The organism is Rhodococcus sp. Z13, from assembly GCF_025837095.1.
In the GTDB taxonomy this organism is placed as follows: domain Bacteria; phylum Actinomycetota; class Actinomycetes; order Mycobacteriales; family Mycobacteriaceae; genus Rhodococcus; species Rhodococcus sacchari.
The window spans coordinates 4,314,149-4,339,677 of record NZ_CP107551.1 but is presented as its reverse complement, the minus strand read 5'-3'; the positions used below and the strand labels follow the sequence as shown (position 1 = coordinate 4,339,677).

Genomic DNA, 25,529 nt, shown 5'->3' with positions numbered 1-25,529 from the left:
GTCCGTTTCGTCCGCGGCCGAGGCGGGTAGCCGATGCGGCATGAAGCTCACCACCGTGCTCGCCACCGCCGCCGCGACGACGACCACCGCCGTCATCGGATCGATCGCCTCGCAGGACACGAACTCACGGTGGTACCGCAAGCTTCGCAAGCCCGGCTTCCAGCCTCCGGCGGAGGTGTTCCCGATCGTGTGGACCGCGCTCTACGCCGACATCGCGGTGACCTCGGCGGTCGCGATCGACGAGTACACCGACGCCGCCGACTTCGCGGGCCGCCGCAGCTACGTCGCGTCCCTCGCAGCCAACCTCGTGCTCAACGCGTCGTGGTCGTGGGTGTTCTTCAAGTGGCACCGGTTGCTCCCCGCCACCCTGCTGGCCGCGGCCCTGGCCGCGAGCACCGCGGACCTGACCCGCCGCACCGCCGAGGCGAGCCCCGCGGCCGGTGCCGCGCTGGCACCCTATGCGGGGTGGACCGGATTCGCCACGATCCTGACGGGACGGATCCGGCAGCTCAACCGGTGACCACAGGCTCGGTCACACCGGGTCGTGGGCGATGATGGGTGCATGCTCGAAACACCCGTCGTCGTCGGTATCGGCTCCATCTGCATCGGGTTCGTCTTCTTCATGCTCGCCGCCCTGGGGGCACGGTTGCGCTGGACGAAGAAGCTCACGATCACCTTCTTCGCCGTCGCCATCGTGTTCATGACGATCATCCCCGTCATCGGCGCGGTGGGTTTCGCAGCGTGAACGGTCCGTCGGAAGCGCCCGCACGGGTCGAGTTCGCGTGGGAGTATCCACCGCAGACACCGAACCGGGAGGCCGCCGTGCGTGGGAGCAGCGAGGAACGTTGAGCTCGCCGGTGGTCCGCAGGAGCGGAAGGGGAGCGATGAGCGGGGACCTGAAGGAAGCTCTGACCGAGCGCCTTTCGGAGACGTTCGAGGGACGGTGGACGCTGCGCCGAGTCGAACGGCTCACCGGCGGGGCGAGCCGCGAGACCTGGGCGATCACGGCGGCGTCCGCCGACGGCGACACCCGCGAGCTGATCCTGCGGCGCGATCCCCCCGGCCGGGAGAACACCCGGCGCATCGCGATGGAGGCCGCCGCCTTCGACGAGGCGGCCCGCGTCGACGTACCCGTCCCCACGGTCGTCGACCGCAGCGCCGACGAACCTCATCCCGGCCTCGGCAGCTACCTGATCACGACGCGTGTGCCCGGCGAGGCGCTGCCGCAGAAACTGCTGCGCGACGAGAACCTCGCCGAGGTCCGTGCCGCCCTGCCCTACGAACTCGGCCGGATCCTCGCCCGGATCCACCGGATGGACGTCGCGGCGGTGCCGAACCTACCCGACCACGATCCGCTCGAATTCCTCTTCGACGAGTACACCGCCACTGGGCAACCCGTCCCGATGCTCGAGGCCACCTTCCGGTGGTTGTCGGAGCATCGCCCGGAGGAGACCGGCAAGACGCTCGTGCACGGCGACTTCCGCAACGGGAACCTGCTCGTCGACGCCGAGGGTGTGCGCGGGGTGCTCGACTGGGAACTGGCCCACGTCGGCGACCCGATGGAGGACCTCGGCTGGCTGTGCACCCGCACGTGGCGCTTCGGATCGCCCCATCCCGTCGGGGGATTCGGCTCCCGCGAGGATCTCTTCCGCGGCTACGCCGACGAATCGGGGCGGGAACCCGACCCGGACGTCGTGCGCTGGTGGGAGGTCTACGGTTCCCTGCGGTGGGCGGTGATCTGCCGGATGCAGGAGGCGGCGGCCTCCTCGGGCGGCGACAACCGTCTCGAGCTGCTCGCCATCGGCCGCCGCGTCGCCGAGTGCGAACACGACCTGCTGGATCTCCTCGACGTCCCGGCCGGTACCACCGACCTCGACGCGACCGGTGCGGTCACGGATCTGTTCGGGAGCCCGAGCGCCGGCGAACTGCTCGGTGCCGTCAAGGAATTCGTCCTCGAGATCGGGTCGGGCAGTGATGCCAAGACCCGTTACCGCAGCCGGGTCGCCGCCCACGTCCTGGACATCGTGGCACGGGAGGCGGCGGTCCCGGGCGCCGTCCGCGATCGTCTCCGCACGCGGCTCGCAGGAATGGGGTACCGCTCGGAAGCCGACCTCGCGCTCGGTGTCCGTGCCGGGCGGGACCGGCTCGAGGACCCGGAGGTCGCCGTGCTGATCCGGGATCTGGCCGAGACCCGGTTGCGTGTCGCGAACCCGAAGTACTGACTCGCGCGGTACCGGGAGGTCACGCCCGCACGGCGACGTTGCGGGCGCTGTCGAGCGCGAAGAGGTTCTCGTCCCAGCCCGCCTCGAGCGGGCCGAAGAAGTGGAAGCGCACCTGTTTGACCTTGTAGAACCAGCGGCCGTCGAGCTTGACGAGTTCGTCGGTGTACCGGCCCGCGGCGATCGCGGGGGTGCCGTCGGTGACGCAGGGTTGCCACAGGAACGACCGGGTGGTCGCGCGGTCGCCGTCGAGATCGATCTCGAGGTTGGTGACGAAGTGCCAGAAGGAGGTCAGGCCGCCCTCGGCGAGCCCCGCGAAGAACTCGCGCATCTCGGATTTTCCTCGCGGATGGGACAGACCGTCGAATTCGCCGTCGTCGGTGAACAGCGCGAGCAGGGCGTCCCAGTCGCCGTCGTCGAGATGGCGGCAGTACCGCGCGTCGAGCTGCCGGATCGCCTCGAGGTCCTCGAGGCGGGTGATGCGGTCGAGAAGGGACGCGGCGGGATTCGGACCGGTCATGCGGGACCCTCCAGGTTGTTAACGATTGTTCATGTGATCTGGACCATAACAAGTGGTCCTGCCGGCGTCAAAGGGGTGGTTGTTGCTGGTGGAGAGGCTTTCCCCCTACGCTGCTGGAATGAACAGCCGGTCGAACGGGGCGCTCCCGTCCATCCGTGAACGCATCCTCGAAACCGCACTCGACGAGTTCTACACCTGTGGCTTCCACGGGGCCACGATGCGCAACATCGCTAAAGCCGCAGGTTGTAGCGCTGCGAACGTCTACAACCACTTCGAGAACAAGTCGGAACTGCTGGTGGAGATCCTGCGCCGCGCGAGCGACGAGCAGTTCACCGCGACCCGCAACGCGCTGCGGAAGACGGGTGACGATCCCGCCGAGCGGTGGCGCGCGGCCGTCGCGGCCCACTCGCTCTACATCGCCCGCAACCCGCGTGCCTGCCTGGTGGCCAACTCCGAGCTCCGCTATCTCGGCGAGATCGACCGCAAGCGGGTGGTGGGCTCCCGTGACGCCCAGGAGCAGCTGTTCGTCGATATCGCGGAAGAAGCTGTGGCGCAAGGAATCTTCTCGGTGCGGCGGGTGTCGCAGGCGGTGGCCGCCGTGCTCACCATGTGTGCCGGGATCCCGCTGTGGTTCCGGGAGGACGGCCCGCTCACGGCGGAGGAGGTCGCCGACGACTTCGCCCTCTACGCGCTGAATCTGGTCGGATACTCGGCCGGCTGATTTCTCCCGTTGACGTGTGGTGTGCGTCATGCTGTACTGGGTGAACAAGCGTTAATGACCTACTCCGGTCCCCCGAATGGAGTAACTCCTCATGACCCACCGCCCCTCGCAGCCGCGCACCGACTCCCCGCGCTATCTCACCGAGGAACGTCTCGCGATCCGCGATCTCGCCCGCGACTTCGCCATGACGAAGGTCCTGCCCGTCGCCAACGAGCTCGACCCCGTGCAGGGCACGATCCCGGACTCGCTCAAGAAGGAGATGGCCGAGATCGGCTTCTTCGGGATCATGATCCCCGAGGAGCACGGCGGTCTCGGGCTCGGCGTCTTCGAGTACTGCCTCGTCGCCGAGGAACTCTCCCGGGCGTGGATGAGCGTCTCGGGTCTGCTCGCCCGCGGCAACGGCATGGGCGGCGGATTCACCCCCGAACAGGAGGCGGCACTGCTGCCGAAGGTCGCCCGCGGCGAGTACCTCGGCGCGTACGCCCTGTCGGAGGCCGAAGCCGGCTCCGACGTTGCCAACATCTCCTGCCGCGCCGTGCGCGACGGTGACGAGTGGGTCGTCAACGGCACCAAGATGTGGTGCACCTACGCCGACGAGGCCGACTACCTCGTGCTCTTCGCCCGCACCGATCCGAACAAGGATCCGGCCAAGCCGCACCGCGGTATCAGTGCCTTCCTCGTGGAGAAGGAACGCGGTGTGTTCCCCGAGGGCATCTCGGGCACCAAGGTCCGCAAGATCGGCTACTTCGGCTGGAACACCTGGGAGCTCTCCTTCGACAACTTCCGCATCCCCGCCGACAAGATGCTCGGCGAGGAGGGCAAGGGCTTCTACCTCGCCGTCTCCGGCCTCGAGGTGGGCCGCGCCCACACCGCCGCCCGCGCCATCGGCCTGGCCCGCGCCGCGCTCGAGGACTCCATCGAGTACGTGCACACCCGCCGCCAGTTCGGCCGTCCCATCGGCGATTTCCAGCACCTGCGGTTCAAGATCGCGAAGATGGCCGCCGACATCGAGGCGGCGCGCCAGCTGATGTACTCGGTGGCCACCGACATCGACACCGGCCGTCGCTGCTCGCTCGAGGCGTCGATGTGCAAGCTCGTCGCCACCGAGATGGCCGAGCGGGTCACCAGCGAAGCGGTCCAGATCCACGGCGGCGCCGGCTACACCACCGACTTCCAGGTCGAACGCCACTGGCGCGACGCGCGTCTGACGAAGATCTTCGAAGGCACCAGCGAGATCCAGATGCGCATCATCTCCGACGAACTCCTCGGAAGGCCCGAGCAGGCATGAGCACCTCCAGCACCGCGACGCTCGCCGTCGGCGACCGCGTCACCTCCCCGTCCCGGACCGTCACCGAGGTCCTCTCCGAGGCCGGCCTCGCCGTCCCGGCGGGTTCCGCACTGGCCGGTGCCCTCGCCGCCGAACGGCTCGTCCCCGCCCTGCCGGGCGCCACCCTCGCCGGCGTCGACTGGACCACCCATGAGGCGGTCTCGCCCGACGAGACGGTGGTCGCCGAGGGTGTCGTCACCCGCGTCTCCGGCCGTACCGTCCGCCGTCACATCCGGCTGCTCGACACGACAGGCCGGGTCCGCGAATCCGGCACGCAGTCCTGGTTCGCCGACACCGAGCCGCAGACCGTGCCCGAACTCGACTTCTGCACTCCCGCATGGGGTGCGCTGCTCGCCGAAAGTCTCACCGAGGAACCGGAGTTCACGGCATCGCTGTCCTCCTGGGACGGCACGATCGGTCTGCGCAGCGGCGAGGTCGAACTGCACCTGCGTGTCTACAAGGGTCGCATCGTCGACGTCACCCGCCGCACCCCGCACGGCGCGACGTTCACCTTCGTCGCCTCCGACCACGCCTGGGTGGAGCTCGTGCTGTCCGAGGAGAACGACTTCATGCGCCGCGCGATCCGCGGCGAATTCTCCTCCACCGGAGACGGATACGAGTACCTCCGGCTGACCAAGCCGCTCCACACGATCATCGGGCACGCCCGTGCCCTCGCCCGGAAGGCCTGCTCATGATCGAGGCCCGCTACCTCGAGATCGACGGAGCACTCGGCTTCGTCGAGATCGTCACTCCGTCCGAAGGATCCGCACACGGTACGGCGCCGCTTCCCACTGTGCTGTGCATCCACACCGCCGGCCAGAGCGGCGTCCAGTGGCGGCACGTCGCCCGCGACCTCGCCGACCGCGGTTACCGTGTCGTCGTTCCCGACCTGCCCGGCCACGGCCGCTCCGAACCCGCACCCGGCGGCCCCGTCACGAGTCTCGTCGGCTACGGCGACTGGCTGTGCGCGGTGCTCGACGCCCTCGGCATCGACCGGCCGTTCGTCATAGGCTGCTCCATCGGCGGCAAGCTCACCCTCGAACTCGCCACCCGCCCCGAACGTCCCCTGTCCGGTGCCGTCGCGATGGAGGCCGAGGCCGGACCGGGCCGGGTCAACGTCGCCGGTCTGCGCCGCGAACTCGAGGATGTCGCCGGACCGGCGCGGGCCGAACGCACCTATCTGGGAACCCTTGCTTCCGTGGGACGTTCGGTTCCGGAATCGAAGGCGCACGTCATCGCGCTCATGCACAAGCGGGAGGACCCGGAGATCTCCTCGTCCGACCTGATCGGCTGGGGAACCCACGACGTGCGCGACCGCCTCGACCGCGTGACCGCCCCCATCCACCTCGTCGCCGGGGTCGACGACCCGTGGATCGACCCCGCCGCGGTCGGCCGTGTCGCCGAGACGATCAACGCCACCTGCCCTGGTCGTGCCCGCTTCACCATCCTCGACGGCATCGGGCACTACCCCATGGAAGAGATCGACGACTTCGCCGCACTCGCCGACACGTGGCTCGGCGAGCTGCGGCAGGCCGGTATCCCCGAGGAGGCGGCACTGTGACCACCACCCGCACCGACACCCTCACCGCCCTGCTCGACGGTCTCGTCGCCGCGAATCCCGACGCCCCGCTGGCCTACGACGTGGTCGACGACACCGCAGTTCCGCTCAGCCGCAGCGAGTTCCGCGATCACGTCGACGCCGTGCGCCGGGAACTCGAGGCTGTCGGGCTGCGCGCAGGCCAGTGCGTCGCGGTCATGCTGCCGAACTGGTCCGACGCGCTCGTGTGGCAGTTCGCGGCGTCCGCGCTGGGCGCGCACGTCATCGGCGTCAACACCCGCTACAACACCGGCGAGGTCGCGCACATCCTCACCGCCGCACGGCCCGCCGTCGTCGCGGTCCCGGCGGCCTTCCACGGACTCGACCTCTTCGGGCGCCTGTCCGAGGCCGCCGCGACCGTGCCCGACGTGACCGTCCCCGCCGTCGCGGTGGTGCCCGGGCCCGCCGCTGCGACCGCGACCGTCGAGGGCTTCGATCTGGGCGGCGGCGCCTGGACGGCCGGCAGCGGCGACACCCGTGGGGTGCGTGCGCCGCAGACCCCGGACACCGTGACCCTCACCCCGGCCGGCGCCGACGACGACCCGGAGGACCGGATCGCGGTGGCGTTCACCACCTCCGGTTCCACCGGTGTCCCGAAGCTCGCCGCGCACCGCGAGAGCGCGATCGTCCGCCACGGGCGCGCCGACGCCGCGATCATGACCGTCGCCGAAGGCGATGTCGCCCTGTGCGTGCTGCCCGTCTCCGGGGTGTTCGGTTTCAGCACCGCGCTGGCCGCACTCGCCGGTGGGGGAGCGCTGCTCATGGAGACGGTGTTCGACCCCGCGGCGGTGCTGCGCCGCATGCGTGCCGTCGGGGTCACCCACGCCGTGGGCGCCGACGACCTGTTCGGCCGGCTCCACGACACCTGGCACGACGGCGAGCGTGTCGTCCTGTCGTCGCTGCGCTGGGTGGGCATCGCCGACTTCCTCGGCCGCTCCCACGAGATCGCCCGGTGGCTGCGCGACGAGTTCGACACCCACACCTCCGGGGTCTTCGGCTCGTCGGAGGTGTTCGCGTTGGCGATGCTGTGGCACGCCGACGACCCGGAGTCCGTCCGCTGGAACGGCGGTGGGCGACCGGTCGATCCGGCGATCGAACTGCGGGTCGCCGATCCCTACGACGACCGGGTCCTCCCCGACGGCGAGCAGGGCGAACTGCAGTTCCGCGGACCGAACGTCGTCGACGCCTATCTCGGCAACCCCGAGGCGGCGTCCCGCGCCTTCACGGCCGACGGTTGGTTCCGCAGCGGCGATCTCGCGGTCGCCCTCGGCGACGGCAGCTACCGTTACGTCTGCCGCATGGGCGACGTGCTGCGGCTGCGCGGCTTCCTCGTCGACCCCGCCGAGATCGAGACACGCCTGGCGGAACATCCCGGCGTCGCCACGGCCAAGGTCGTCGGGATCACCGGTGACGGCGGCTACACCGAGGCGATCGGGTTCGTCGTCCCCACCGACGACGCCCCAGCCGACACCACCTCTCCGGCGTTGCGGGCGTGGTGCCGCGAGACCCTCGCCGCGTTCAAGGTGCCGACGGCCGTCCACATCGTCGAACGGATGCCGACGACGGTCGGCGGCAACGGCACGAAGATACGGGCCGTGGAACTGCGCGAGTGGGCCCGTGACTGGGCCGGCACCGAACGCGACTTCCGCACCGTCTGAAGCGGTCTCCGGCCTAGCGGTGTTCCGGCGGGGCGTGCTCCGGGGCGACCTCGGCGGCGATCCGCCGGAACAGTGTGTCGGCCTGGTTCGTGTACCCACCGGTGTCGTCGAAGGCCTCCGGGGCGTAGGTGACCGCGACGGCGACCGCGACCTCCTCGTCGGGCAGATAGGCCGACACGGCGGAGTAGCCACCGAACATCGGGTTCTGCATCAGCCAGTCGCCGGTGATCACCACACCGAGCCCGTAGGTGTACGCCTCGGACTGCTCGAAACAGGTGGGGCAGTCCGGCTGGGCGTGCGTGTGCCCACGCAGGGCCGTCGAGGTCATCGCCGCGTACGACTCGTCGGACAGCAACTCGCCGGTGCCGACGGCCACGGCGGAGCGGTGCAGATCGCCGATGGTGCTGGTCTGCACGGCACCCTCGGTGAGCGTCCACGACGGGTTCCAGAAGGTGCTCTCCTCGTAGAACCCGGTTCCCGCAGGAACTCCGAGGAATTCGCGGCGTTCGGAACTGAAGGCGTGCAGCACCGGCTCCGGTACCGTCGCGGTCTGCGAGGCCACGGTGTCGTCGAGCCCGAGCGGTTCGAGGACGCGTTCCCGGATCAGCTCGTCGACGGGCCGGCCGGTGATCCGTTCCAGGGCGAGCCCGAGGATCACGTAGTCGGTGTGCGCGTAGTTCCAGTTGGTGCCCGGTTCGTAGAGAAGCGGTTCCGTCGTCGCGTAGGGGAGGATCTCCTCGGGCGTCCAGGCGCGGAACGGATCCGCGTAGATCGCGGTGGAGAACTCGTCGTTGCCGAGCACGTAATCCGGATAGCCGGAGGTCATCTGCGCGAGCTGACGGAGGGTCACCCGATCGGTGTGCGGGATGTCCGGCAGCCACTGCGCGACGGTGTCGTCGAGACCCACCACCCCCTCGTCGACGAGTTGCAGCAGCACCGTCGCCACGTAGGAGATGGCCACGGCGCCGTTGCGGAAGTGCATGTCGGTGGTCGCGGGGACCCCCGTCATCGACTCTCCGAAGGCGCGGGTGACGATCTCCTCGCCACCCTCGGAGACCTGCACGAGTACCGCGCGCAGGTGCCGGTCCGCCATTGCCTCCTCGACGATCCGAGTGATCGCGTCGGCCTGCGCCGAGGACGTCGTGGTAGGTGTCCCCGCGACGGCCGGGTCGTCACCCGGCGACGAACAGGCGCACAGGATCCCGAGAGCGCAGAGCAGCGCCGGGGCCTTCCGTCCGAGAAGCATGCAGGGAGTGTGCCAGGTCCCCTGCCCCGATACCGCGCGAACCGCTCGTTCAGGGCATTTCGGTCCGGTCGCCGTCGCGTCCGCGGGTGAGGATCGACAGCGACGCGGCGATCCCGCACAGGGCCGCGCCGCCCCACCACGCGTAGGTGTAGGTGCCGAAGGAGTCGCGGGCGACACCGGCGGCGAAGGCCGCGATCGCGGCGCCGACCTGGTGGGAGGCGAACACCCAGCCGAACACGATGGTGCCGCGCGTCCCGAAGATCCGGCGGCACAGCATCGCCGTCGGCGGGACGGTGGCGACCCAGTCCAGCCCGTACACCACGACGAACAGGATCATGCTGGGGTGCACCGACTCCTGCAGCAGCCAGGGCAGCAGGAGCAGGCCGACACCGCGGAAGGTGTAGTAGAAGGCCAGCAGCTTGCGCGGGTCGAACTTGTCGGTCAGCCACCCGGAGGCGATGGTGCCGACGATGTCGAACACCCCGACGGTGGCCATGAGGCTCGCGGCCGTGGTGGTGGGCATGCCGTGGTCGTGGGCCGAGGGGATGAAGTGGATGCCGACGAGCCCGTTGGTGGTGGCGCCGCAGATGGCGAAGGCGAGGGCCAGCGCCCAGAACGCGCGGTGGTGCACCGCGAATGCGAGCCCTTCGAGTGCCCGTGTGACGGCGCCGCCGGCCGTCCGGGCCGGCGGGACGTACGTTCCGGGATCCGCGCCATAGGGCAGTACGCCGCGCTCGGCGGGATCGTCGCGGATCACCGCCCACACCAGGGGCACGACGACCAGTGCCGCCGCGGCGATCACGAGGGAGGCCGGACGCCACCCGACGTTCTCCGCGAGGGCGGCCACGGGTGGGAGGATCACGAGCTGCCCGGTCGCCGACCCGGCGGTGAGGATGCCCATCACCAGGCCGCGGCGTTCGACGAACCACCGGTCCGAGATGGTGGCCGCCAGCACCAGGGCCATCGACCCGGTGCCGGTGCCGATCAGCAGTCCCCAGAACACGAGCAGTTGCCACGAGGCGGTCATGGCGACGCTGCCGCCCGCGCCGAGGGCCACCAGGCACAGGGCCGCGGAGATCACCCGGCGCATGCCGAAGCGGTCCATGAGGGCGGCGGCGAACGGGGCGACGAGCCCGAAGAGGACGAGGTTGATGCTCACCGCGAGCGACATGACGCTCGTCGACCAGCCGAACTCGTGGTGCAGCGGCACCATGAGCGCGCCGGGGGCGGCGCGGAATCCGGCGGCACCGAACAGGGCGAGGAACGCCACCGCCGCCACCCACCAGGCGGGGTGGATGCCGGCGATGCGGTTGTTGCTGCGCCGGGTCGAGCGCACACTCATCACGGTTCACTTTCTTCGGGAAAGTAAGGGGATGAGCAGACCCTACCCAGCGGTGTGCGGACCGGCGGACGAGGTCCCCGTCAGCCCTCCGCGCTTCCCGGCGACCGGTAGGCCGTGTCGCGGCGCGCGGCCTCGTCGACCTGCTCCGGGGTGAGCAACGCTATCGGGAGGGAACGTGCGGCCCCCGACGCGATGGTGCGGAGTTCGAGTGTCGCGGCGGCGATCTCGTCGGGCACCTCACCGATCACGTACAGATCGTGACCCCCGAGCGCGAAGTGCACCGAATCGACCGTCCCGCCGACGCTCTCCACCATCCGCACGATGGCGTCCCGGCGGGACGTCCCGCCGTCCGCGAGCATCCCCCGTGCCCCGTCGGCGGTGTAGGTCACCTGCCAGAGATAGCGCGGCATAACCCTCTCCTTCCGTGGACGTCGCCCTCCATGGTCGGACGCCCATGCACCCTCCGGGACGGTTTCGGACGTATTCGGTCCCGGGAACTCCGGGGCTTAGGGTCCACATGTACGACGTTGTCGATCGAGAAAGGGCGTACCGTGCCGAAACCACCTCTCCCCGAGGCCGTCGCCGAGTTCCTCGCCCGGCCCAACTACGCGACCATCAGCTCGCTCCGCGCCGATGGTCATCCCGTCTCCGTCCCCACCTGGTACCTCTACGAGAACGGCCGGATCCTCGTGAACATGGACGAGGGCCGCAAGCGGCTCGAATACCTGCGCAACGACCCGCGGGTGAGCCTGTCTGCGATGGACCCGGACGACTGGATCACCCACGTGAGCATTCAGGGACGGGTCGTCGAATTCGTCGACGACCCGTCCCTGACGGATATCGATCGGATCGCGAACCACTACACCGGTCAGCCGTACCACATGCGCGAACGCAAGCGGGTGAGCGCGTGGATCGAGATCGACCACTGGCACGCATGGGGCCGGCTGAGGAACGCCTGACCCCGGGGAGGGCCGGCGATCAGATGACGCCGGCCTTCTTCGCGGCGCTGCGCACCTGGAAAGCCAGGACGATCAGCAGCACACCGAAGAGGATCGCGTAGATACCGAGAAGGACGATCAGGCCGAGGATGCCCTCACCGGGGAAGATCAGCAGCACGATGCCGAACAACACCGCGATCACACCGGCGAGCACCGACCACACCCACCCGGATTCGTGGAGCTTGCGGAACCGGATTCCGCCGACGATGCCGGTGATACCGAACAGGATGGCGTAGAACGCGATCACGTACAGCAGCACGAGCGCCGTGATGCCGGGCCAGAACAGGGCGACGAGACCGGCGATGACGGAGACGACGCCCATCGCGAGCCACCAGCCCCAGCCCTCGGCCTTGTCGCGGACGGACTGCACCGCCAGGACGATGCCGTCGACGATGGAGTAGGCGGCGAACACCACGACGAGGGCCCACACCGTGATGCCGGGCCACGCCAGCGCGATGACGCCGAAGAGCACGGCGAGGATGCCGCGCAGCAGCACGACCCACCAGATCTGTTTGAAGAGGGCGGCGAAGGGACCTGCGGGAGAAGAAGTGGAACTCGTGGACATGACAGCTCCTGGCGTGTGAAGTCATGATCTTGTATCGCCCCACAGCGTAAGCTCCCCGCGGTCGGTATGCGGGATAAACGCGCAAGCGCGGTTACGCTCGGAACGTGGCGACCGCGCGCATCGGTATCTCCGGGTGGCGTTATCCCTCCTGGCGCGGTGACTTCTATCCCGAAGGACTCGTGCAGCGCGACGAACTCGCCTACGCCGCCGCACGGTTCGGCTCCGTCGAGATCAACGGCTCGTTCTACTCCCTGCAGCGGCCCTCCAGCTACATCTCGTGGCGCGACGCCGCCCCCGACGACTTCGTCTTCGCCGTCAAGGGTGGCCGCTACGTCACCCACGTCAAACGGCTCGGGAACGTCGACGACGCCCTCGCCAACTTCTTCGCCTCGGGTGTCCTCGCCCTCGGCCCGAAACTCGGCCCGCTGCTGTGGCAGCTGCCCCCGAGCCTCGGCTTCGACGAGGACCGGCTCACCGGTTTCTTCGACCGGTTGCCCCGCACCACGACGGCGGCCGCCGAACTGGCCGCCCGTCACACCGACAAGATCCCCTCCGGCCGCGCGTGGGTGGAGACCGACGCCGACCGTCCCCTCCGGCACGCCCTCGAGGTGCGTCATCCCGACCTCGCGACCCCCGAGGCGGTGGATCTGCTGCGCGCGTACGACATCGGGCTCGTCGTCGCCGACACCGCCGGCCGGTTCCCCTTCCTCACCGACGTCACCAGCGACTTCGTCTACGTCCGGCTGCACGGCGACGAGGAGATCTACGCGAGCGGGTACACCCCCGAGGTCCTCGACGAATGGGCCGGACGGATCCGCGGATGGCTCCACGACGGACAGGACGTCTACGTCTACTTCGACAACGACATGAAAGGCTGGGCACCGCACGACGCACTCGCTCTGCAGTCCTGCCTGTGAGCGAGAAGACCGGGAGAGACGAGGAGAACGCTGTGTGGCCCGACCACTGGCCGAAGACCCCGCGGGAGATCGCCACGGCCACCGTGGACGCCCTCACCGCCGTACGCACCGAATCGGCCGAGAACTTCGACGAGGCCGTCGACACGCTGGTCGACCTTCCCTACGAGCAGGTCACCGCCGTCCACGCCGGCATGGTCCGCGAACTGCTCGAGGAACTGCACCCCGACGGCCTCACCGGTGAGGACGTGCAGGCCGTCCTCGAACGCACCGTGCGCTCGGGGATGCGCTGGCTGCCCTCCTTCGAACCCGAGGCGGTCGTGGAGGTGCTCACCGGCACGCTCGGAGTGTCCGATCCCCACGCCCCGCGCCCGCGGATTCAGCCGCGGCGTTACCTCGCCGCCGGACTGCTCGTCGTCGCCGACCTCGCGGCCGCACGACGCGTCGCCCCCGAGCCGTACCTGCGCCGCGCCATCGGCGAGATCGAACGGGCCGAGACTGTGGAGATGCCCTGAGCTTCGTCAGGGAGGGGAGATGCCCTGACCTTCGTCAGGGAGGGGAGATGCCCTGACCTTCGTCAGGGAGGGGAGATGCCCTGACCTTCGTCAGGGAGGGGAGATGCCCTGACCGTCGTCAGCCGGGATACCGGCTCTCGACGTTGTGCGCGATCCGCCGCAGCAGGTGCGACAGCGTCGAGAGTTCGTTCTCGTCGAGACCGTCGAGCATCTGCCTCTCCCGTGCGAGCCGGCGCGGAAGTTCGGTCTCGACCACCTCGCGGCCCGCGTCGGTGAGCGAGAGCAGGACGACCCGGCCGTCGCGTTCGAGGCGCCGGCGTTCCACGAAGCCGAGCTTGGCGAGACGTTCGGTGTGCTTGGTGGTCGACGCCCCGGAGATGCCCGTGACGGAGGTGACCTCGCTCGCGCGCAACGGACGGTCGCTGCGGGCGAGCGCGCTGAGGACCTCGAACTCGGTGCGGCTGATCCCGCTGGTCTCGAGTTCCCGGTCGAAGTGGGCGAGAGCGAGAGCGCCGATGCGGGTGATGCGGCCGATCACGTCGATGGGACGGACGTCGAGATCCGGATACCGGGCCTCCCAACCGAGTCGTACGCGATCGACGTAATCGGGCTGAGGGCTCTCGGGCGGCATGTGGCCATTCTAACGGTCCGGAGCCCGAAGTTTCATAGATATTTTACAAACGAATTATTACGATGGAGCACATGCTGCTCCTCCGGCCAACCGTCGACCGAGCCCGCCTGCACCACGCCCGAGCGGCACTGGCGCACTCGGTGTCGGCGACCGCGTGGAGGGACGCCCTCGAGATGCGGCGCCCCGACCCCACGGTCGCCGTGGCCCTGCGCGTCGGTCTCGCGACGACCATCGCCCTCGTGGGTGGCGGCCTGCTCGGATACACCCACGTCGCGGGCTTCGCCGCGCTCGGCGCACTCTCGAGCGCCTTCCTGCGCTACGAGCCGTATCCGAGCCGCGCGGTGAGACTGCCGTGGGTGGGGGCGGGGATCACCGCCTACACCGCCCTCGGTGCGGCACTCGGGGCGCTCGGCGCCCCGATGGAGCTGCAGATCCTGGTGATCTCCCTCGGCGCCGGACTGGCCTTCTGGCTGTTCACCGCCTTCCGGCTCGTGGGTCCCGGACCGGTGATCCTCGTGTTCGCTGCGGCCGGGGCCTCGGGTTTCGCCGCGGACTGGGCGGACGTGCGGCTGGTCACCACCGCGGCCGCACTCGGCGCGGTGGCCGGCTGGGTGGTCGCGATGGCCCCGGCCCTCTACAACCCCTACTCGCCGGCGCGGATCGCGGTGGCGCGCGCACTCGCTGCGGTGTCGTCCCTGGAAACCCAAGGTGCGCAGGCCGTTCCTGCGGCCCGGCAGAGCATCGTCCGGGCACGCGAGGTGGTCGGGGCCTGCGCGCGGCGCGACGACGACCACATCCGGGAGCTGCTGGCGCTGCTCGACGCGGCCGAGACGGTCGTCGACGAAGGTTCGCACGAGACCGTCGCCGAACGATGCGACGATTTCCTGCGTTTCGAGGCCGAGTTGCGAAAGGCCCGCCGCGACATCGACATCCCGCATGTCGACGCACGCGGTACTCGCGTGCCCTCGGCCGTACGAGGTTCGGTCGGTGAGGGATTCGAGCGGCTGACCGAACAGGCCGTGCTCGCCGGCACGGGACGGATCGTGCTCGCCTCGCTGTTCGCCGCGCAGCTCGCCGTCCTGTGCGGCCTCGGTCACCCGCTGTGGGCGTCGATGGGTGCGATGGCGGCGCTGCAGGGACTGAACTACCGCAACACCGTTCAGCGCGCTCACCAGCGCATGATGGGCAACGTCGGTGGGGCGGTCGTCGCGGCGGTGCTGCTGGCCCTCGATCTCGGCTACTGGCCGCTCGTCGTCGCCGCCGTGGTGTTCCAGACGATGGCCGAGCTGTTCGTCCTGCGCAATTACGGACTCACGTCGGTGTGTGTGACGGCAATGGCGTTGCTGCTCACCGGACTCGGCGGAGACGCCGGGACCGAGCTCGCGGTCGACCGGGTGGGCGACACGCTGATCGGTGTCGCGGTGGGCGTGATCGTCGCTGCGGTGACCATCCGACGCGACGATCGGCACCACCTCGTCGCGTGAGAGTGGAGGTGGTGCCGATCGGTGGTGCTCAGGAGTGGGCGGCCTCGAACTGCTCGAGGATGTGCTGCGGGATGCGGCCGCGAGAACTGATGGCGTAACCCTTGTTACGTGCCCAGTGGCGGATCGCGGCGAGTTGTTCGGGCGACCGGGTGGGCGGAATCGTCTTGTGCTTGCGCTCGGGGCGCGGACGGCGCGGGGTGGCCGCCTTCGAGGTGACCGTGTGCCGGCTGTGCCCGCTCCGGGCGGCGGCGTTCTCGGCGAGCCACGGGCGCAGGACCGCCAAGAACTTGTCGGCGTTCGCCGGCCGCAGATCGAGTTCGTACTCGACGTCGTCCATGGTGATGCGGAACGATTGGGCCAATCCGTCCATGATCGGTTGACCGTCGATGTCGTCGAAGTATTCGACGCGCACTTTCTGTGCCACGTTTGCTCCTTGTCCCCGAACTTGGTAACTCGACGCTAGTTCTTACTCGGGGGTAGGTTCAAGTCGCGAATGTACGATCCCACCCGCTCGAGAAAACGCTCGAAGAAGACCGGCGGTCGAGTACCCACAACGATATCCGAATTCGGTTCGCGACCCCACATGCCGTAGAGATCGGCCACCGTCGTGCCCCGTGTGAGACGACCGTCGAGCTCGACGTCCACCGTCGCCGGACGCGTCCGATAGGGCACGGTGCCCAGCGCTACCGCCGCGGCGAACGGATCGTGCACGTGCGCCAGATAACCCAGGCCCTGATCGTGGTGGAACTCCATGTAGAACCGCAGTGCGTCGGCGATGTGGCGCACCAGCGGAACGGCCGAGCAGGAACGCTGTCCGCGCGGATCGTCCACCGAGAGCGTCTCGTCGGCGGTGCAGCCGGCCAGACGCGCGAGCTGCGCGACGTGTCCGGGATGCATCTCGATCGACTCGGTGACGTCGAGCGGGCACACGAGGGGACGCCGGTCCGCCGGCACCACGGAGAATGCGTCGAAGACCTCCTTCGCGGCCTCCGGATCCACAGCGACGTTCCATTCCGAGGTCGGGGTGGTGTTGCCGGGATGGTGGAAACACCCACCCATGATCACGAGCCGCCGCAACCGCAACGGGATCTCCGGATCGAGCCGGAGCGCGAGCGCGAGATTCGTGAGCGGTCCGGTGACGAGCCCGGTGAGTTCGCCGGGATGCTGCCGGGTGAGCTCCACCCAGGCCTCGGCGGCGGTGCGCGACGAGCGCGGACGGTTCGGCTCCGGCAACTCGGCGTAACCGACCCCCTGCGGGCCGTGGGTGTCCTCCGTGGTCATCAGCGGCGCGACGAGCGGAACCTGCGAGCCGGCGGCCACCTCGATGTCCGGGCGCCCGCACACCTGCAACCAGGACAACGTGTTCACGGTCACCTGGTCCACCGGGACGTTGCCCGCGGTACACAGGGCCGCGACGATCTCGGCCTCCGGGTCGGCGACCAGGTAGAGCAGGGCCAGGGCGTCGTCGATTCCGGTGTCGACGTCGACGATCAGGCGGGTCCGGGCAGGGGTGGCGGGGGGTTCGTGGACGTGCACGCTCCCATCTTGAAGCATCCCCGCGAGCGCGCTCCGGCGGGGATTGGGAGAATCCGGGAATGCAGAAGCGCAAGGATCGCGGCTATTTCACCGAGCACGACGGGGTCTACCACCCCACGAAGTACGCGCAGAGCCCCTGGTCGGACACGATGCTCAACGGGCCGTGCGTCAGCGGTCTCGTCGCCCGCGAACTCGAGCTCCGGCACTCGGTGGAGGGTTTCGTCCCGTCCCGCTTCACCCTCGATCTGTTCAAGCCGGTGCGGAACGAACCGATCACCTTCACCAGCGAACTGGTGCGCGACGGCAACCGCATCCGCGTGGCCGACGTCGAACTCGTCCAGGGCGGGGAGGTGTCGGCGCGGGCGACCCTGGTGTTCCTGCGCAAGTCGGCGCCGCCGCCCGGGTCGGTGTGGACACGGGACGCGGCCCCCACGCCACCGCCCGAATCGGTCGCGGTGCCGCCGGGACCGCTGGAGTACTCGTCCTGGTACGGCAGCGACCGGCTCGGCTGGACGCGGGTGCGCTCGGAGCACCAGAACTCCGAGCGCAAGCGCCTGTGGTCGCGGCAGCTGCCGATCGTCGTCGGTGAGGAGCTGACGCCCTTCGTCAACACCGCCACCGTCGGTGAGGGCACGAGTTTCGTCACCAACTGGTCGGACAAGGGCGTCGGATACATCAACTGCGATGTCACCCTTGCTCTGTCCCGCCTGCCGGAGGGTCCGGAGGTGGGGATCGAGGCGGACAACCAGATCAGCAGCGACGGGATCGCCGTCGGCACGGCCGTGCTGTTCGACCGGCTCGGTGCGTTCGGCACCGGAGTGGTCACCGCCCTGGCGAACGCACACCGCCAGGTCGACTTCGGCTGAACACGTCGGCCGACCGGAACACCGAGGAGGAGCCATGCGCATACGGCGGATCGTCGATCTGACCCACGTCGTCTCTCCGGACATCCAGGTCTATCCCGGAGATCCCGCACCGGTGTTCACCACGCACGCGTCGGTGGAGACCGACGGGTTCGACCTCACCCACATCCACATGGGATCGCAGACCGGCACCCACATCGACGCGCCGCGGCACGTGCGGAGGGACGGCGCTCCGGTCGATCTCCTGCCGCCGGACGGGCTCGTCGCCCGCGGGGTCGTGTTCGACGTACGTGAATACGTCGACGACGCATCGTTCGTCACGCCGGACATGCTGCGGCACGAACACGTGCCGGCACCCGGCGACATCGCGATCGTCCACACCGGCTGGGCCCGGTACTTCGGCAGCGACCGCTACTTCGACCATCCCGTGCTGAGCGTGGACGCGTGCCGCTGGCTGCTCGAGCGCGGGGTGCGGGTGGTGGGCATCGACGCGCCGAGCATCGACGCCACCGGCGACGAGACGCTCGCCGCGCACCACATCCTCGCCGAGGAAGGTGCGGTGATCTGCGAGAACCTGCGCAATCTCGAGGACGTCGATTTCCCCGATCCGCTGATCTCGCTCCTGCCGATCCCGTTCGCCGGACTCGACGGCTCACCGGTCCGCGCCGTCGCGATCGACATCGAGACCTGAAGCCGCCCCGGCATTCTCGTCCGGTCGGTCGGGGCCGGTCGGTTGACGCAGCTCGGGCGGGCCGGTCTAGTCGAGGATGTCGCGGACCTGGGTGTCCTCGCGTCCACCCACGACCAGTTCGCGCACCGCCGCCATGTGCTTCTGCCAGTGGGTGAAGGCAGCGTCGCCGTCGCGGGCCCGGAGGATCCGGATGAACTTGCGCTGCGACCGCACGAACAGCTTGTAGTTGTCCTCGTAGTCGGCGGCGTCGCGTTGCATGCTCTCGCGGGTGACGTTCATGGTGTGCCGCTCGTAGATCTCGTGCAGCATGCCCGCGATGAGCGCGAGCGACGCGTTGCCGGCGAGCTGCACCATCCGCAGGTGCAACTCCGCGGCGGCCTGCCCGAAGGTGCCCTCGGCGAACGCCGCCGGAATCGTCTCGTCCACAAGTCGTTCCAGCTCGTCGATCGCCTCGTCGCTGCCGGTCTCCGCCAGCAGCCGGGCCGCCGCCGGTTCGATCGCCTCCCGGGCGACGTACACGTCGGCGACGGTGGCTCCGGCGAGTTCGAGCAGGAGGGAGGCGGGGCGGGCCACGACTTCCGGTCCGGGCACACAGATCCGGGCGCCGGCCCGCGACCCGCGGCGCACCTCCACGAGACGTTCGGCCTCGAGCACGCGCACCGCCTCGCGCAGTGTCGGCCGGCTCACGGAGAAGTGCTCCATGAGGGAGGCCTCGTGGGGCAGGTGGTCGCCGTCCTTCAGTTCACCGTCGACGATCATGCGCCGGAGTTTGCGTGCCACGAGTTCGGCGGTCTTCGGAGTGCGGATCGCCCTGCCCGAGGAGACACGCGTGTCGAACGCGGGTGCCGGTGCTTCTTCGCTCACGGGAAGACCTTCCTGCTCCGTTATGACTTCTACCACCTGGTGAACGTACAGATCCATCGTACGTGCGGCGGTCCCGGAAGGCCGGGTCCGGGGCCGCCCCCACCTCAGTTCGCGATGTGTTCGCGCGGCAGCCCCAGCAGCCGTTCGGCGATGACGTTGCGGTTGATCTCCGAGGTGCCGCCGGCGATGGTCATGGCCCGCGCCAGCAGGTAGTAGTGGCTCCACACCGGCTCGTCGCCGGCGAGCACCGCCGGTCCGGCGATCTGCATCGCGAGTTCGCCCACGTGCTGGGTGTGTTCGGCGATCAGCATCTTCGTGACGCTGCCCTCGGGTCCGAAGTCGCCACCGGCCACGGCCCGCACCACGTGCCGCAGGTTGAGCACGGCGAACGCCTGCTCGCGGGCGACGAGCGCCGCGATCCGCCGCGTCACCGACACGTCCCCCGGGGCGTACGTCGACGCGAGATCGAGCAGCGCGTATGCGGAGTAGGTCTCGTCGGTCTTCCCCCCGCCGATCGAGACGCGTTCGTTGCCGAGCGTCGCGCGGGCCACCGTCCAGCCGGCGTCGACCTGCCCGACGACGTCCTCGTCGGGCACGAACACGTGGTCGAAGAACACCTCGTTGAAGACGGCGTCGCCGCTGATCTCCCGCAGGGGCCGGACGGTCACGCCCGGGGCGGTGAGGTCGACGACCATCGTCGTGATGCCCTTGTGCTTGGGCACGTCCCGGTTGGTGCGAATGGTGGCGAGACCGCGGGTGGAGTTCTGCGCGTTGGACGTCCACACCTTCTGGCCGGTGATGCGCCAGCCTCCCTCGACCTTCACCCCGCGTGTCGACACCGCCGCGGCGTCGGAGCCGGCACCGGGCTCGGAGAACAGCTGGCACCACACCTGCTCGCCCATCAGTCCCGGCCGGATCCAGCGGTCGATCTGCTCCGGGGTGCCGTGCTGGGTGAGGGTGAGCAGGATCCACGCGCCGATGCCGAGACCGTGCGGTTCGACGGTGTCGCCGAACTCCTCGTCGATGACGAGCTGTTCGACGGGTGAGGCGCCGCGGCCGTAGGGCGGGGGCCAGTGCGGCATCAGGTATCCCGAGTCGACGAGCAGGGCCCGCCGCTCCGATTCGGGGACGGCGGTGTAGCGCACCACGAATTCACGTGCGGCGGAACGGAAATCCTCGGACTCCGGCGGCAGGTCCACGGCGTAGTGGCGGCGGCTCCCAGCCCGTCCCGAGACGGCGAGCGAGTCGAGCGCGGAGGTGGGATCACCGAACAGCATCCGCAGGGCGTGGGCGCGCCGCAGGAACAGATGGCAGTCGTGCTCCCAGGTGAAACCGATGCCACCGTGGATCTGGATGCTCTTCTGCGCGTTGGTGATGTAGGCGTCGAAGGCGATGATCCGCGCGACGTCGAGGGCGAGATCGCCCTGCTCGCCACCGACCCCCGATCGCGCAGCGTCCCAGGCCGTGCCGGTCGCGAGTTCGCTGGTCGCCAGCATGTCGGCGAGGTGGTGCTTGATCGCCTGGAAGGACCCGATGGGCCGGCCGAACTGCTCGCGTACCTTTGCGTAGGCGAGCGCGGCCTCGAGGGTGGCGCGGGTGCCGCCGGAGGCCTCCGCCGCGGCGAGGGCGCGGGCGACGTGGTTCGCGTGCGTGCCGCCGCCGGGGACGAGCGCCGTCACCGGCGCGGCCTCGAGGGTCACGCGGGCGAGCCGCAGGGTCGGGTCGAAGTCGCCGGTGGGGGTCACCGTGACCGACGGTTCGCCGGGGGACACGAGGACGAGATCGTCCCCGGAGACGAGAGCGAGCAGGCTCGCGCTCGCACCCCAGACGACGAGATCGGCGGTGCCGGTGACGGTGTTCCCGGAGACCGTGAGCGAGCCGGACAGTCCGAGGCCCGGGAACACCGAGCCGTCGGCGAAGCGGGGGAGCCATTCGGCGCGGAGGGCGTCGTCGCCCTTTGCGTCCAGCGTTGCCGAGGTCGCCACGCTCGCGAGGAACGGGACGGGGACGAGCAGCCGCCCGAGTTCCTCGGCGACGACCGCGACGTCGGGCAGCGCGGCGTCGCCCCCGCCGAGGTCGGCGGGCAGGTGCAGGCCCAACCAGCCGAGTTCGCCGAGCTGTTTCCACAGCTGGCCGAGGTCGGCGGTGGGATCGTCGAGCAGCTGCCGGGCGAGCGTGCCGGCGTCGTGGCCGGTGAGGAACGACCGGACGGCGTCGGAGACGGCGTGGTGGTCGTCGGTGAGCGCGAGTGGCATGGAGGTTCTCCTCGGCCGGGCGAGTGCTGGTCACTTGTAGCACTATCTAAACTATGTTATCCGCGCTACTTTGGGAAGCCGTCGGCTCTTTACATGTATAACCAGGTTGACTTACTGTTGGTCGTGCAGCCGCTCGTCCCGGCGCAGTCCACGTACGGAGGTAGACGATGACCACGTCGGAGAAGACCGAGAACTCTGCGAAGACCGGAATCCCTGCCGAGAAATCCGATGAGATCTACACTTTCCGCGAGGAGGACATCCAGCGGGCGAGGGATCTCGTCGGGGTCTACCACGCGATGACGCAGCGGGAGCAGTACACGCGCGCCTCCCCGGACATCATGCGCAACTTCGCCCGCAGCTACGGCGACGACAACCCGCTGTTCACCGACGAGGAGTACGGCACGACCACCCGGTGGGGCGGCCAGATCGCGCCACCGATGATCAACATCGCTGTGCGCAAGGAACTCCTGGCCGACCCGGTCCCGCGGGAACAGCGACGGCCGTCCTTCCGCGGCATCCACGTCTTCGTCTCCGGCACCACCACCCACTGGTACCGCCCGGTCCTCGACGGCGACATCCTCTACGGCTTCCACGGCACGGAGAAGGTCGAGGAGAAGCAGTCGGAGTTCGCCGGCCGGTCGCTCATCATCACGGGCCTGCAGGTGCAGTTCAACCAGCGCGCCGAGGTCGTCCAGACCCAGCGGGTCATCACCATCCACACCGAGCGGCACGAGTCGAGGAAGCGCAAGAAGTACGACGCCATCGAACCGGCCGACTACACCCCCGACGACATCGCCCGCATCGACGAGATCTACGCGGCCGAACAGGTCCGCGGCGCCACCGTCCGTCGCTGGGAGGACGTGGAGGTCGGCGAGAGCCTCGGCACCATGGCCAAGGGCCCGCTCACCACCACCGACATGGTCGTCTTCCACTCGGGCGGATACGGTTTCGCTCCCTACACGCCCTGCTCGGGGCGGCTCGCCTACAAGAACCGGCAGCGCATCGCCCCGTTCTACATCCCGAACGAGCACGGCATCCCCGACGTCGCGCAGCGCATCCACTGGGACACCGGCTACGCCCGCTCGATCGGCCTGCCCGCCGCCTACGACTACGGCATGATGCGCGACTGCTGGCTGTCGCACTACCTCACCGACTGGATGGGCGACGACGGCTGGCTCGTCACCATGTCGAGTCAGATGCGCAAGTTCAACTATCTCGGCGACACCCACACCCTCACCGGTGAGGTGGTCGGCAAACGCGTCGAGGACGGGCGGTATCTCGTCGACATCGAACTGCGCGGCACCAGCCAGCGCGGGGAGATCACTTGCCCCGCCACGGCGACCGTCGCACTGCCCTCCCGCGACGCCGGCCCGGTCGCGCTGCCCACCCCGCCCGCCGAGTTCGAGGCGCTGGCCGCGCGGATGCTCGAACGCGACGCCGAACTGCGCGCCGCACGGCGGGCGGCCCGCGAGGGGAGCGCGTCGTGACCCCCTGGACACCCGCGGACGTGTCACGTCAGGATGATGCGGGGCGACGCCGGAACCTGCAGGAGGACACGTGGACCTGAACAGCACGACCACGGTGGTCGCCGAACTGAAGGACAACGTCCTCACCGTCACGCTCGACCGCCCCGAGCGGCTCAACGCCTTCACCGACACCATGCGTGCCGAGTTCCGCCGGCTTTGGCACTTCGCCTCCGAGACCGACGAGGTGCACGTCGTCGTGCTCCGCGCGAACGGTGAGCGGGCCTTCAGCACCGGCGTCGACGTCCAGGAGGGCACCTACCTCTCCGACAACGTCTTCAGCCGGCGAGATCCCGGCGTGGACCTGTCCCCGAAGCAGAACAACTGCTGGAAGCCGCTCGTGTGCGCGGTCCACGGCATGGTCGCCGGCGGCGCCCTGTACTGGCTCAACGAGGCCGACATCATCGTCGCCAGCGAGGACGCCCAGTTCTTCGACCCCCACACCTCCTACGGGATGGTCGCCGCACTCGAACCGATCGGCCTGGCGCACCGCATCCCGATCGGCGAGGTGCTGCGCATGGTGCTGCTCGGTCTCGACGAGCGGATGTCCGCCGAACGGGCCCGCGAGATCGGCTTCGTCAGCGAGGTCGTGCCCCGTGAGGAGTTGTGGGACCGGGCCGCACACCTGGCCGAACGCATCGCCGCCAAGCCGCCCGCCGCGATCCAGGGCAGCATCCGGGCCATCTGGGAATCCAAGGACCGCACGCGATCCCACGCACTCGCCACCGGCATGATGTACACCGACCTCGGCAACCCCATCGGGACGAGCCAGGTCGACCGTGCCGCCGTCCCGAAGCGCGACTACGAGGTGCGTTGACATGGACTACGGGATGACCCCGGAACTCGAGCAGTTCCGCAAGGAGGTCCGGCACTTCGTCGAGAACCACAAGCCCGACGTTCCGGTACGGGCCGGTGTGCGCAGCGCCGAGAACGAGGACGAACTCCGCAGGCTGAAGGAGTGGACCCGGAAACTTTTCGAGGCGGGCTACATCGGCGCCGACTGGCCCGAGGAGTACGGCGGCTCGGCGCACCATTCCCCCGAGAGGGACGTCGTGGTGGGCGAGGAACTCGCCCGCGGACGCGCGGCGGCGTCGGTGCAGGGAGCGGGGCTGCTCGTCGCCCACGCCCTCATCGACTTCGGCACCGAGGAACAGCGCCGGAAGTTCCTTCCCGGCATCAGATCCGGAGAACTGATCTTCTGCCAGCTGTTCAGCGAACCGAGTTCCGGAAGCGATCTCGCGTCGTTGCGCACCAAGGCCGTTCCCGACGCCGACGGCGGCTACACCGTCACCGGCCAGAAGGTGTGGACGACCAACGGGCACTGGGCCGACTACGGATACCTGCTGGCCCGCACCGACCCGGACACGCCGAAACACAAGGGCATCAGCGCGTTCCTCGTGGACATGTGCTCACCCGGTGTCGAGGTGCGGCCCCTGCGGGAGATGACGGGCACCTCCGACTTCAACGAGGTGTTCCTCGACGAGGTGCACCTCGGACCCGACGCCCTCATCGGGGCCCCGAACCAGGGCTGGCTGATCGCCAATTCCAGCCTGGCGCACGAACGCAGCGCCGTCGCCTCGGCGGCGGTCCGGCTGCAGCAGGACATCGAGTCGCTGAAGGACCTGGCACGCAGGGTGACCCGACACGGCCGGCCCGCCCTCGAGGACGGTGCCGTCCAGGAACGGATCGGCGAGCTCGAGGCGCAGGTCACCGCTCTGTCCGCCCTCGTCTACGCCAACATCGGACGCTGGTCGCGGGGCGCCGAACGGATCCACGACGCCCCGATGGCCAAGCTGATGTTCAGTGAAACCGGAGTCGAGACAGCGCGTTTCGCGCTCGAACTCGCCGGTGCGCGAGGGATACTGGTCGAGAACGACGAGAACGCGGTGGACGACGGGCGGTGGCAGGACGAATTCCTGTACGCCCGTGCGTACACCATTGCGGGTGGCACGTCCGAGATCATGCGCAACATGATCGCCGAGCGGGGACTCGGCCTGCCCCGCTGAACCCTGTCGAAGTGCCCGTGACCCGGCGACGGCGACCCACCCTCGCCGGGGCGG

Annotated in this window: 27 protein-coding genes; 17 read left to right on the top strand and 10 right to left on the bottom strand. The window is 69.3% G+C overall.

Features of this window, described 5'->3' with window-relative positions:
* The first annotated feature begins 40 nt into the window (after positions 1-40).
* The 3 genes from OED52_RS19830 (at position 41) to OED52_RS19820 (ending at position 2,222) form a co-directional block, all read left to right on the top strand.
* The gene (locus tag OED52_RS19830; protein WP_264152524.1) at positions 41-520 is read left to right on the top strand and encodes a TspO/MBR family protein; all 480 of its coding nucleotides are present in this window, start codon (positions 41-43) and stop codon (positions 518-520) included.
* Between the two features lie 42 nt (positions 521-562).
* Positions 563-745 (top strand): hypothetical protein, encoded by a 183-nt coding sequence (locus OED52_RS19825; RefSeq protein ID WP_264152523.1) that lies wholly within the window; start codon positions 563-565, stop codon positions 743-745.
* A 139-nt stretch (positions 746-884) separates the two neighbouring features.
* Positions 885-2,222, top strand: coding sequence for a phosphotransferase family protein (locus OED52_RS19820; RefSeq protein ID WP_264152522.1), 1,338 nt, complete (start codon positions 885-887; stop codon positions 2,220-2,222).
* A 19-nt stretch (positions 2,223-2,241) separates the two neighbouring features.
* Here OED52_RS19820 and OED52_RS19815 read toward each other — a convergent pair whose 3' ends face one another.
* Positions 2,242-2,739, bottom strand: coding sequence for a nuclear transport factor 2 family protein (locus OED52_RS19815; protein WP_264152521.1), 498 nt, complete (start codon positions 2,737-2,739; stop codon positions 2,242-2,244).
* Positions 2,740-2,857: 118 nt separating this feature from the next.
* Between OED52_RS19815 and OED52_RS19810 the strand changes: the two genes are divergently transcribed.
* The 5 genes from OED52_RS19810 (at position 2,858) to OED52_RS19790 (ending at position 8,042) form a co-directional block, all read left to right on the top strand.
* A complete protein-coding gene (locus OED52_RS19810; protein WP_264152520.1) occupies positions 2,858-3,460 on the top strand; it encodes a TetR family transcriptional regulator in 603 nt (200 codons plus the stop codon).
* A 91-nt stretch (positions 3,461-3,551) separates the two neighbouring features.
* Entirely contained in the window at positions 3,552-4,748 is a 1,197-nt protein-coding gene (locus OED52_RS19805; protein ID WP_264152519.1) for an acyl-CoA dehydrogenase family protein, read from the top strand.
* On the top strand, positions 4,745-5,482 hold the full coding sequence (locus OED52_RS19800) for a hypothetical protein (protein ID WP_264152518.1): 738 nt from the start codon (positions 4,745-4,747) through the stop codon (positions 5,480-5,482). Before OED52_RS19805 ends, OED52_RS19800 begins: the two co-directional genes overlap by 4 nt.
* Positions 5,479-6,348 carry an alpha/beta fold hydrolase gene (locus OED52_RS19795; protein ID WP_264152517.1) on the top strand — a complete coding sequence of 290 codons (870 nt, stop codon included), beginning with the start codon at positions 5,479-5,481 and terminating at the stop codon, positions 6,346-6,348. The genes OED52_RS19800 and OED52_RS19795 overlap by 4 nt, the downstream gene beginning before the upstream one ends.
* On the top strand, positions 6,345-8,042 hold the full coding sequence (locus OED52_RS19790) for an AMP-binding protein (RefSeq protein WP_264152516.1): 1,698 nt from the start codon (positions 6,345-6,347) through the stop codon (positions 8,040-8,042). The genes OED52_RS19795 and OED52_RS19790 overlap by 4 nt, the downstream gene beginning before the upstream one ends.
* Positions 8,043-8,055: 13 nt before the next feature.
* Here the strand turns inward: OED52_RS19790 and OED52_RS19785 are convergent, their stop codons facing one another.
* From OED52_RS19785 to OED52_RS19775, 3 genes are all read right to left on the bottom strand, one after another.
* Complete coding sequence (locus OED52_RS19785; protein ID WP_264152515.1) at positions 8,056-9,288, bottom strand: serine hydrolase domain-containing protein; 1,233 nt, start codon at positions 9,286-9,288, stop codon at positions 8,056-8,058.
* Positions 9,289-9,337: 49 nt separating this feature from the next.
* Positions 9,338-10,630 (bottom strand): MFS transporter, encoded by a 1,293-nt coding sequence (locus OED52_RS19780; RefSeq protein ID WP_264152514.1) that lies wholly within the window; start codon positions 10,628-10,630, stop codon positions 9,338-9,340.
* A gap of 80 nt (positions 10,631-10,710) precedes the next feature.
* On the bottom strand, positions 10,711-11,040 hold the full coding sequence (locus tag OED52_RS19775) for a GYD domain-containing protein (protein ID WP_264152513.1): 330 nt from the start codon (positions 11,038-11,040) through the stop codon (positions 10,711-10,713).
* A 141-nt stretch (positions 11,041-11,181) separates the two neighbouring features.
* Here OED52_RS19775 and OED52_RS19770 point away from each other — a divergent pair, with 141 nt between their 5' ends.
* Entirely contained in the window at positions 11,182-11,589 is a 408-nt protein-coding gene (locus OED52_RS19770; protein WP_264152512.1) for a PPOX class F420-dependent oxidoreductase, read from the top strand.
* Between the two features lie 19 nt (positions 11,590-11,608).
* On the opposite strand, the gene OED52_RS19765 is transcribed toward OED52_RS19770, so the two are convergent.
* A complete protein-coding gene (locus OED52_RS19765) occupies positions 11,609-12,193 on the bottom strand; it encodes an HdeD family acid-resistance protein (RefSeq protein ID WP_264152511.1) in 585 nt (194 codons plus the stop codon).
* A 104-nt stretch (positions 12,194-12,297) separates the two neighbouring features.
* Here OED52_RS19765 and OED52_RS19760 point away from each other — a divergent pair, with 104 nt between their 5' ends.
* The gene (locus OED52_RS19760) at positions 12,298-13,110 is read left to right on the top strand and encodes a DUF72 domain-containing protein (RefSeq protein WP_264152510.1); all 813 of its coding nucleotides are present in this window, start codon (positions 12,298-12,300) and stop codon (positions 13,108-13,110) included.
* A 32-nt stretch (positions 13,111-13,142) separates the two neighbouring features.
* Positions 13,143-13,622 (top strand): hypothetical protein, encoded by a 480-nt coding sequence (locus OED52_RS19755; protein ID WP_264154779.1) that lies wholly within the window; start codon positions 13,143-13,145, stop codon positions 13,620-13,622.
* 118 nt (positions 13,623-13,740) lie between these two features.
* Here the strand turns inward: OED52_RS19755 and OED52_RS19750 are convergent, their stop codons facing one another.
* The gene (locus OED52_RS19750; protein WP_264152509.1) at positions 13,741-14,253 is read right to left on the bottom strand and encodes a MarR family winged helix-turn-helix transcriptional regulator; all 513 of its coding nucleotides are present in this window, start codon (positions 14,251-14,253) and stop codon (positions 13,741-13,743) included.
* A 71-nt stretch (positions 14,254-14,324) separates the two neighbouring features.
* On the opposite strand from OED52_RS19750, the gene OED52_RS19745 reads away from it, so the two are divergent.
* Positions 14,325-15,737 (top strand): FUSC family protein, encoded by a 1,413-nt coding sequence (locus tag OED52_RS19745; RefSeq protein WP_264152508.1) that lies wholly within the window; start codon positions 14,325-14,327, stop codon positions 15,735-15,737.
* Between the two features lie 28 nt (positions 15,738-15,765).
* Here OED52_RS19745 and OED52_RS19740 read toward each other — a convergent pair whose 3' ends face one another.
* Positions 15,766-16,161, bottom strand: coding sequence for a histone-like nucleoid-structuring protein Lsr2 (locus OED52_RS19740; protein ID WP_264152507.1), 396 nt, complete (start codon positions 16,159-16,161; stop codon positions 15,766-15,768).
* 35 nt (positions 16,162-16,196) lie between these two features.
* Positions 16,197-17,291, bottom strand: a complete 1,095-nt coding sequence (locus OED52_RS19735) for a nucleoside hydrolase (RefSeq protein WP_264152506.1) — start codon at positions 17,289-17,291, stop codon at positions 16,197-16,199.
* A gap of 41 nt (positions 17,292-17,332) precedes the next feature.
* Between OED52_RS19735 and OED52_RS19730 the strand changes: the two genes are divergently transcribed.
* Both OED52_RS19730 and OED52_RS19725 read left to right on the top strand, forming a co-directional pair.
* Complete coding sequence (locus tag OED52_RS19730) at positions 17,333-18,139, top strand: thioesterase family protein (protein ID WP_264152505.1); 807 nt, start codon at positions 17,333-17,335, stop codon at positions 18,137-18,139.
* Positions 18,140-18,173: 34 nt separating this feature from the next.
* The gene (locus OED52_RS19725; protein ID WP_264152504.1) at positions 18,174-18,827 is read left to right on the top strand and encodes a cyclase family protein; all 654 of its coding nucleotides are present in this window, start codon (positions 18,174-18,176) and stop codon (positions 18,825-18,827) included.
* 66 nt (positions 18,828-18,893) lie between these two features.
* Here OED52_RS19725 and OED52_RS19720 read toward each other — a convergent pair whose 3' ends face one another.
* Together OED52_RS19720 and OED52_RS19715 are read right to left on the bottom strand one after the other, a co-directional pair.
* Positions 18,894-19,691 carry a FadR/GntR family transcriptional regulator gene (locus OED52_RS19720; RefSeq protein WP_264152503.1) on the bottom strand — a complete coding sequence of 266 codons (798 nt, stop codon included), beginning with the start codon at positions 19,689-19,691 and terminating at the stop codon, positions 18,894-18,896.
* 104 nt (positions 19,692-19,795) lie between these two features.
* The gene (locus OED52_RS19715) at positions 19,796-21,946 is read right to left on the bottom strand and encodes an acyl-CoA dehydrogenase (protein WP_264152502.1); all 2,151 of its coding nucleotides are present in this window, start codon (positions 21,944-21,946) and stop codon (positions 19,796-19,798) included.
* A gap of 167 nt (positions 21,947-22,113) precedes the next feature.
* Between OED52_RS19715 and OED52_RS19710 the strand changes: the two genes are divergently transcribed.
* The 3 genes from OED52_RS19710 to OED52_RS19700 all read left to right on the top strand — a co-directional run bounded on the left by OED52_RS19710 (position 22,114) and on the right by OED52_RS19700 (position 25,475).
* Complete coding sequence (locus OED52_RS19710; protein ID WP_264152501.1) at positions 22,114-23,433, top strand: FAS1-like dehydratase domain-containing protein; 1,320 nt, start codon at positions 22,114-22,116, stop codon at positions 23,431-23,433.
* Positions 23,434-23,503: 70 nt separating this feature from the next.
* Positions 23,504-24,286, top strand: a complete 783-nt coding sequence (locus OED52_RS19705) for an enoyl-CoA hydratase/isomerase family protein (RefSeq protein WP_264152500.1) — start codon at positions 23,504-23,506, stop codon at positions 24,284-24,286.
* A gap of 1 nt (position 24,287) precedes the next feature.
* Positions 24,288-25,475 carry an acyl-CoA dehydrogenase family protein gene (locus OED52_RS19700; RefSeq protein ID WP_264152499.1) on the top strand — a complete coding sequence of 396 codons (1,188 nt, stop codon included), beginning with the start codon at positions 24,288-24,290 and terminating at the stop codon, positions 25,473-25,475.
* Positions 25,476-25,529: the final 54 nt, after the last annotated feature.

Coding starts and splice junctions, on each gene's coding strand:
- OED52_RS19830 (WP_264152524.1), top strand. CDS start 41: ATGAAGCTCACCACCGTGCTCGCCACCGCCGCCGCGACGACGACCACC.
- OED52_RS19825 (WP_264152523.1), top strand. CDS start 563: ATGCTCGAAACACCCGTCGTCGTCGGTATCGGCTCCATCTGCATCGGG.
- OED52_RS19820 (WP_264152522.1), top strand. CDS start 885: ATGAGCGGGGACCTGAAGGAAGCTCTGACCGAGCGCCTTTCGGAGACG.
- OED52_RS19815 (WP_264152521.1), bottom strand. CDS start 2,739: ATGACCGGTCCGAATCCCGCCGCGTCCCTTCTCGACCGCATCACCCGC.
- OED52_RS19810 (WP_264152520.1), top strand. CDS start 2,858: ATGAACAGCCGGTCGAACGGGGCGCTCCCGTCCATCCGTGAACGCATC.
- OED52_RS19805 (WP_264152519.1), top strand. CDS start 3,552: ATGACCCACCGCCCCTCGCAGCCGCGCACCGACTCCCCGCGCTATCTC.
- OED52_RS19800 (WP_264152518.1), top strand. CDS start 4,745: ATGAGCACCTCCAGCACCGCGACGCTCGCCGTCGGCGACCGCGTCACC.
- OED52_RS19795 (WP_264152517.1), top strand. CDS start 5,479: ATGATCGAGGCCCGCTACCTCGAGATCGACGGAGCACTCGGCTTCGTC.
- OED52_RS19785 (WP_264152515.1), bottom strand. CDS start 9,288: ATGCTTCTCGGACGGAAGGCCCCGGCGCTGCTCTGCGCTCTCGGGATC.
- OED52_RS19780 (WP_264152514.1), bottom strand. CDS start 10,630: ATGAGTGTGCGCTCGACCCGGCGCAGCAACAACCGCATCGCCGGCATC.
- OED52_RS19775 (WP_264152513.1), bottom strand. CDS start 11,040: ATGCCGCGCTATCTCTGGCAGGTGACCTACACCGCCGACGGGGCACGG.
- OED52_RS19765 (WP_264152511.1), bottom strand. CDS start 12,193: ATGTCCACGAGTTCCACTTCTTCTCCCGCAGGTCCCTTCGCCGCCCTC.
- OED52_RS19750 (WP_264152509.1), bottom strand. CDS start 14,253: ATGCCGCCCGAGAGCCCTCAGCCCGATTACGTCGATCGCGTACGACTC.
- OED52_RS19745 (WP_264152508.1), top strand. CDS start 14,325: ATGCTGCTCCTCCGGCCAACCGTCGACCGAGCCCGCCTGCACCACGCC.
- OED52_RS19735 (WP_264152506.1), bottom strand. CDS start 17,291: ATGCTTCAAGATGGGAGCGTGCACGTCCACGAACCCCCCGCCACCCCT.
- OED52_RS19730 (WP_264152505.1), top strand. CDS start 17,333: ATGCAGAAGCGCAAGGATCGCGGCTATTTCACCGAGCACGACGGGGTC.
- OED52_RS19725 (WP_264152504.1), top strand. CDS start 18,174: ATGCGCATACGGCGGATCGTCGATCTGACCCACGTCGTCTCTCCGGAC.
- OED52_RS19715 (WP_264152502.1), bottom strand. CDS start 21,946: ATGCCACTCGCGCTCACCGACGACCACCACGCCGTCTCCGACGCCGTC.
- OED52_RS19710 (WP_264152501.1), top strand. CDS start 22,114: ATGACCACGTCGGAGAAGACCGAGAACTCTGCGAAGACCGGAATCCCT.
- OED52_RS19700 (WP_264152499.1), top strand. CDS start 24,288: ATGGACTACGGGATGACCCCGGAACTCGAGCAGTTCCGCAAGGAGGTC.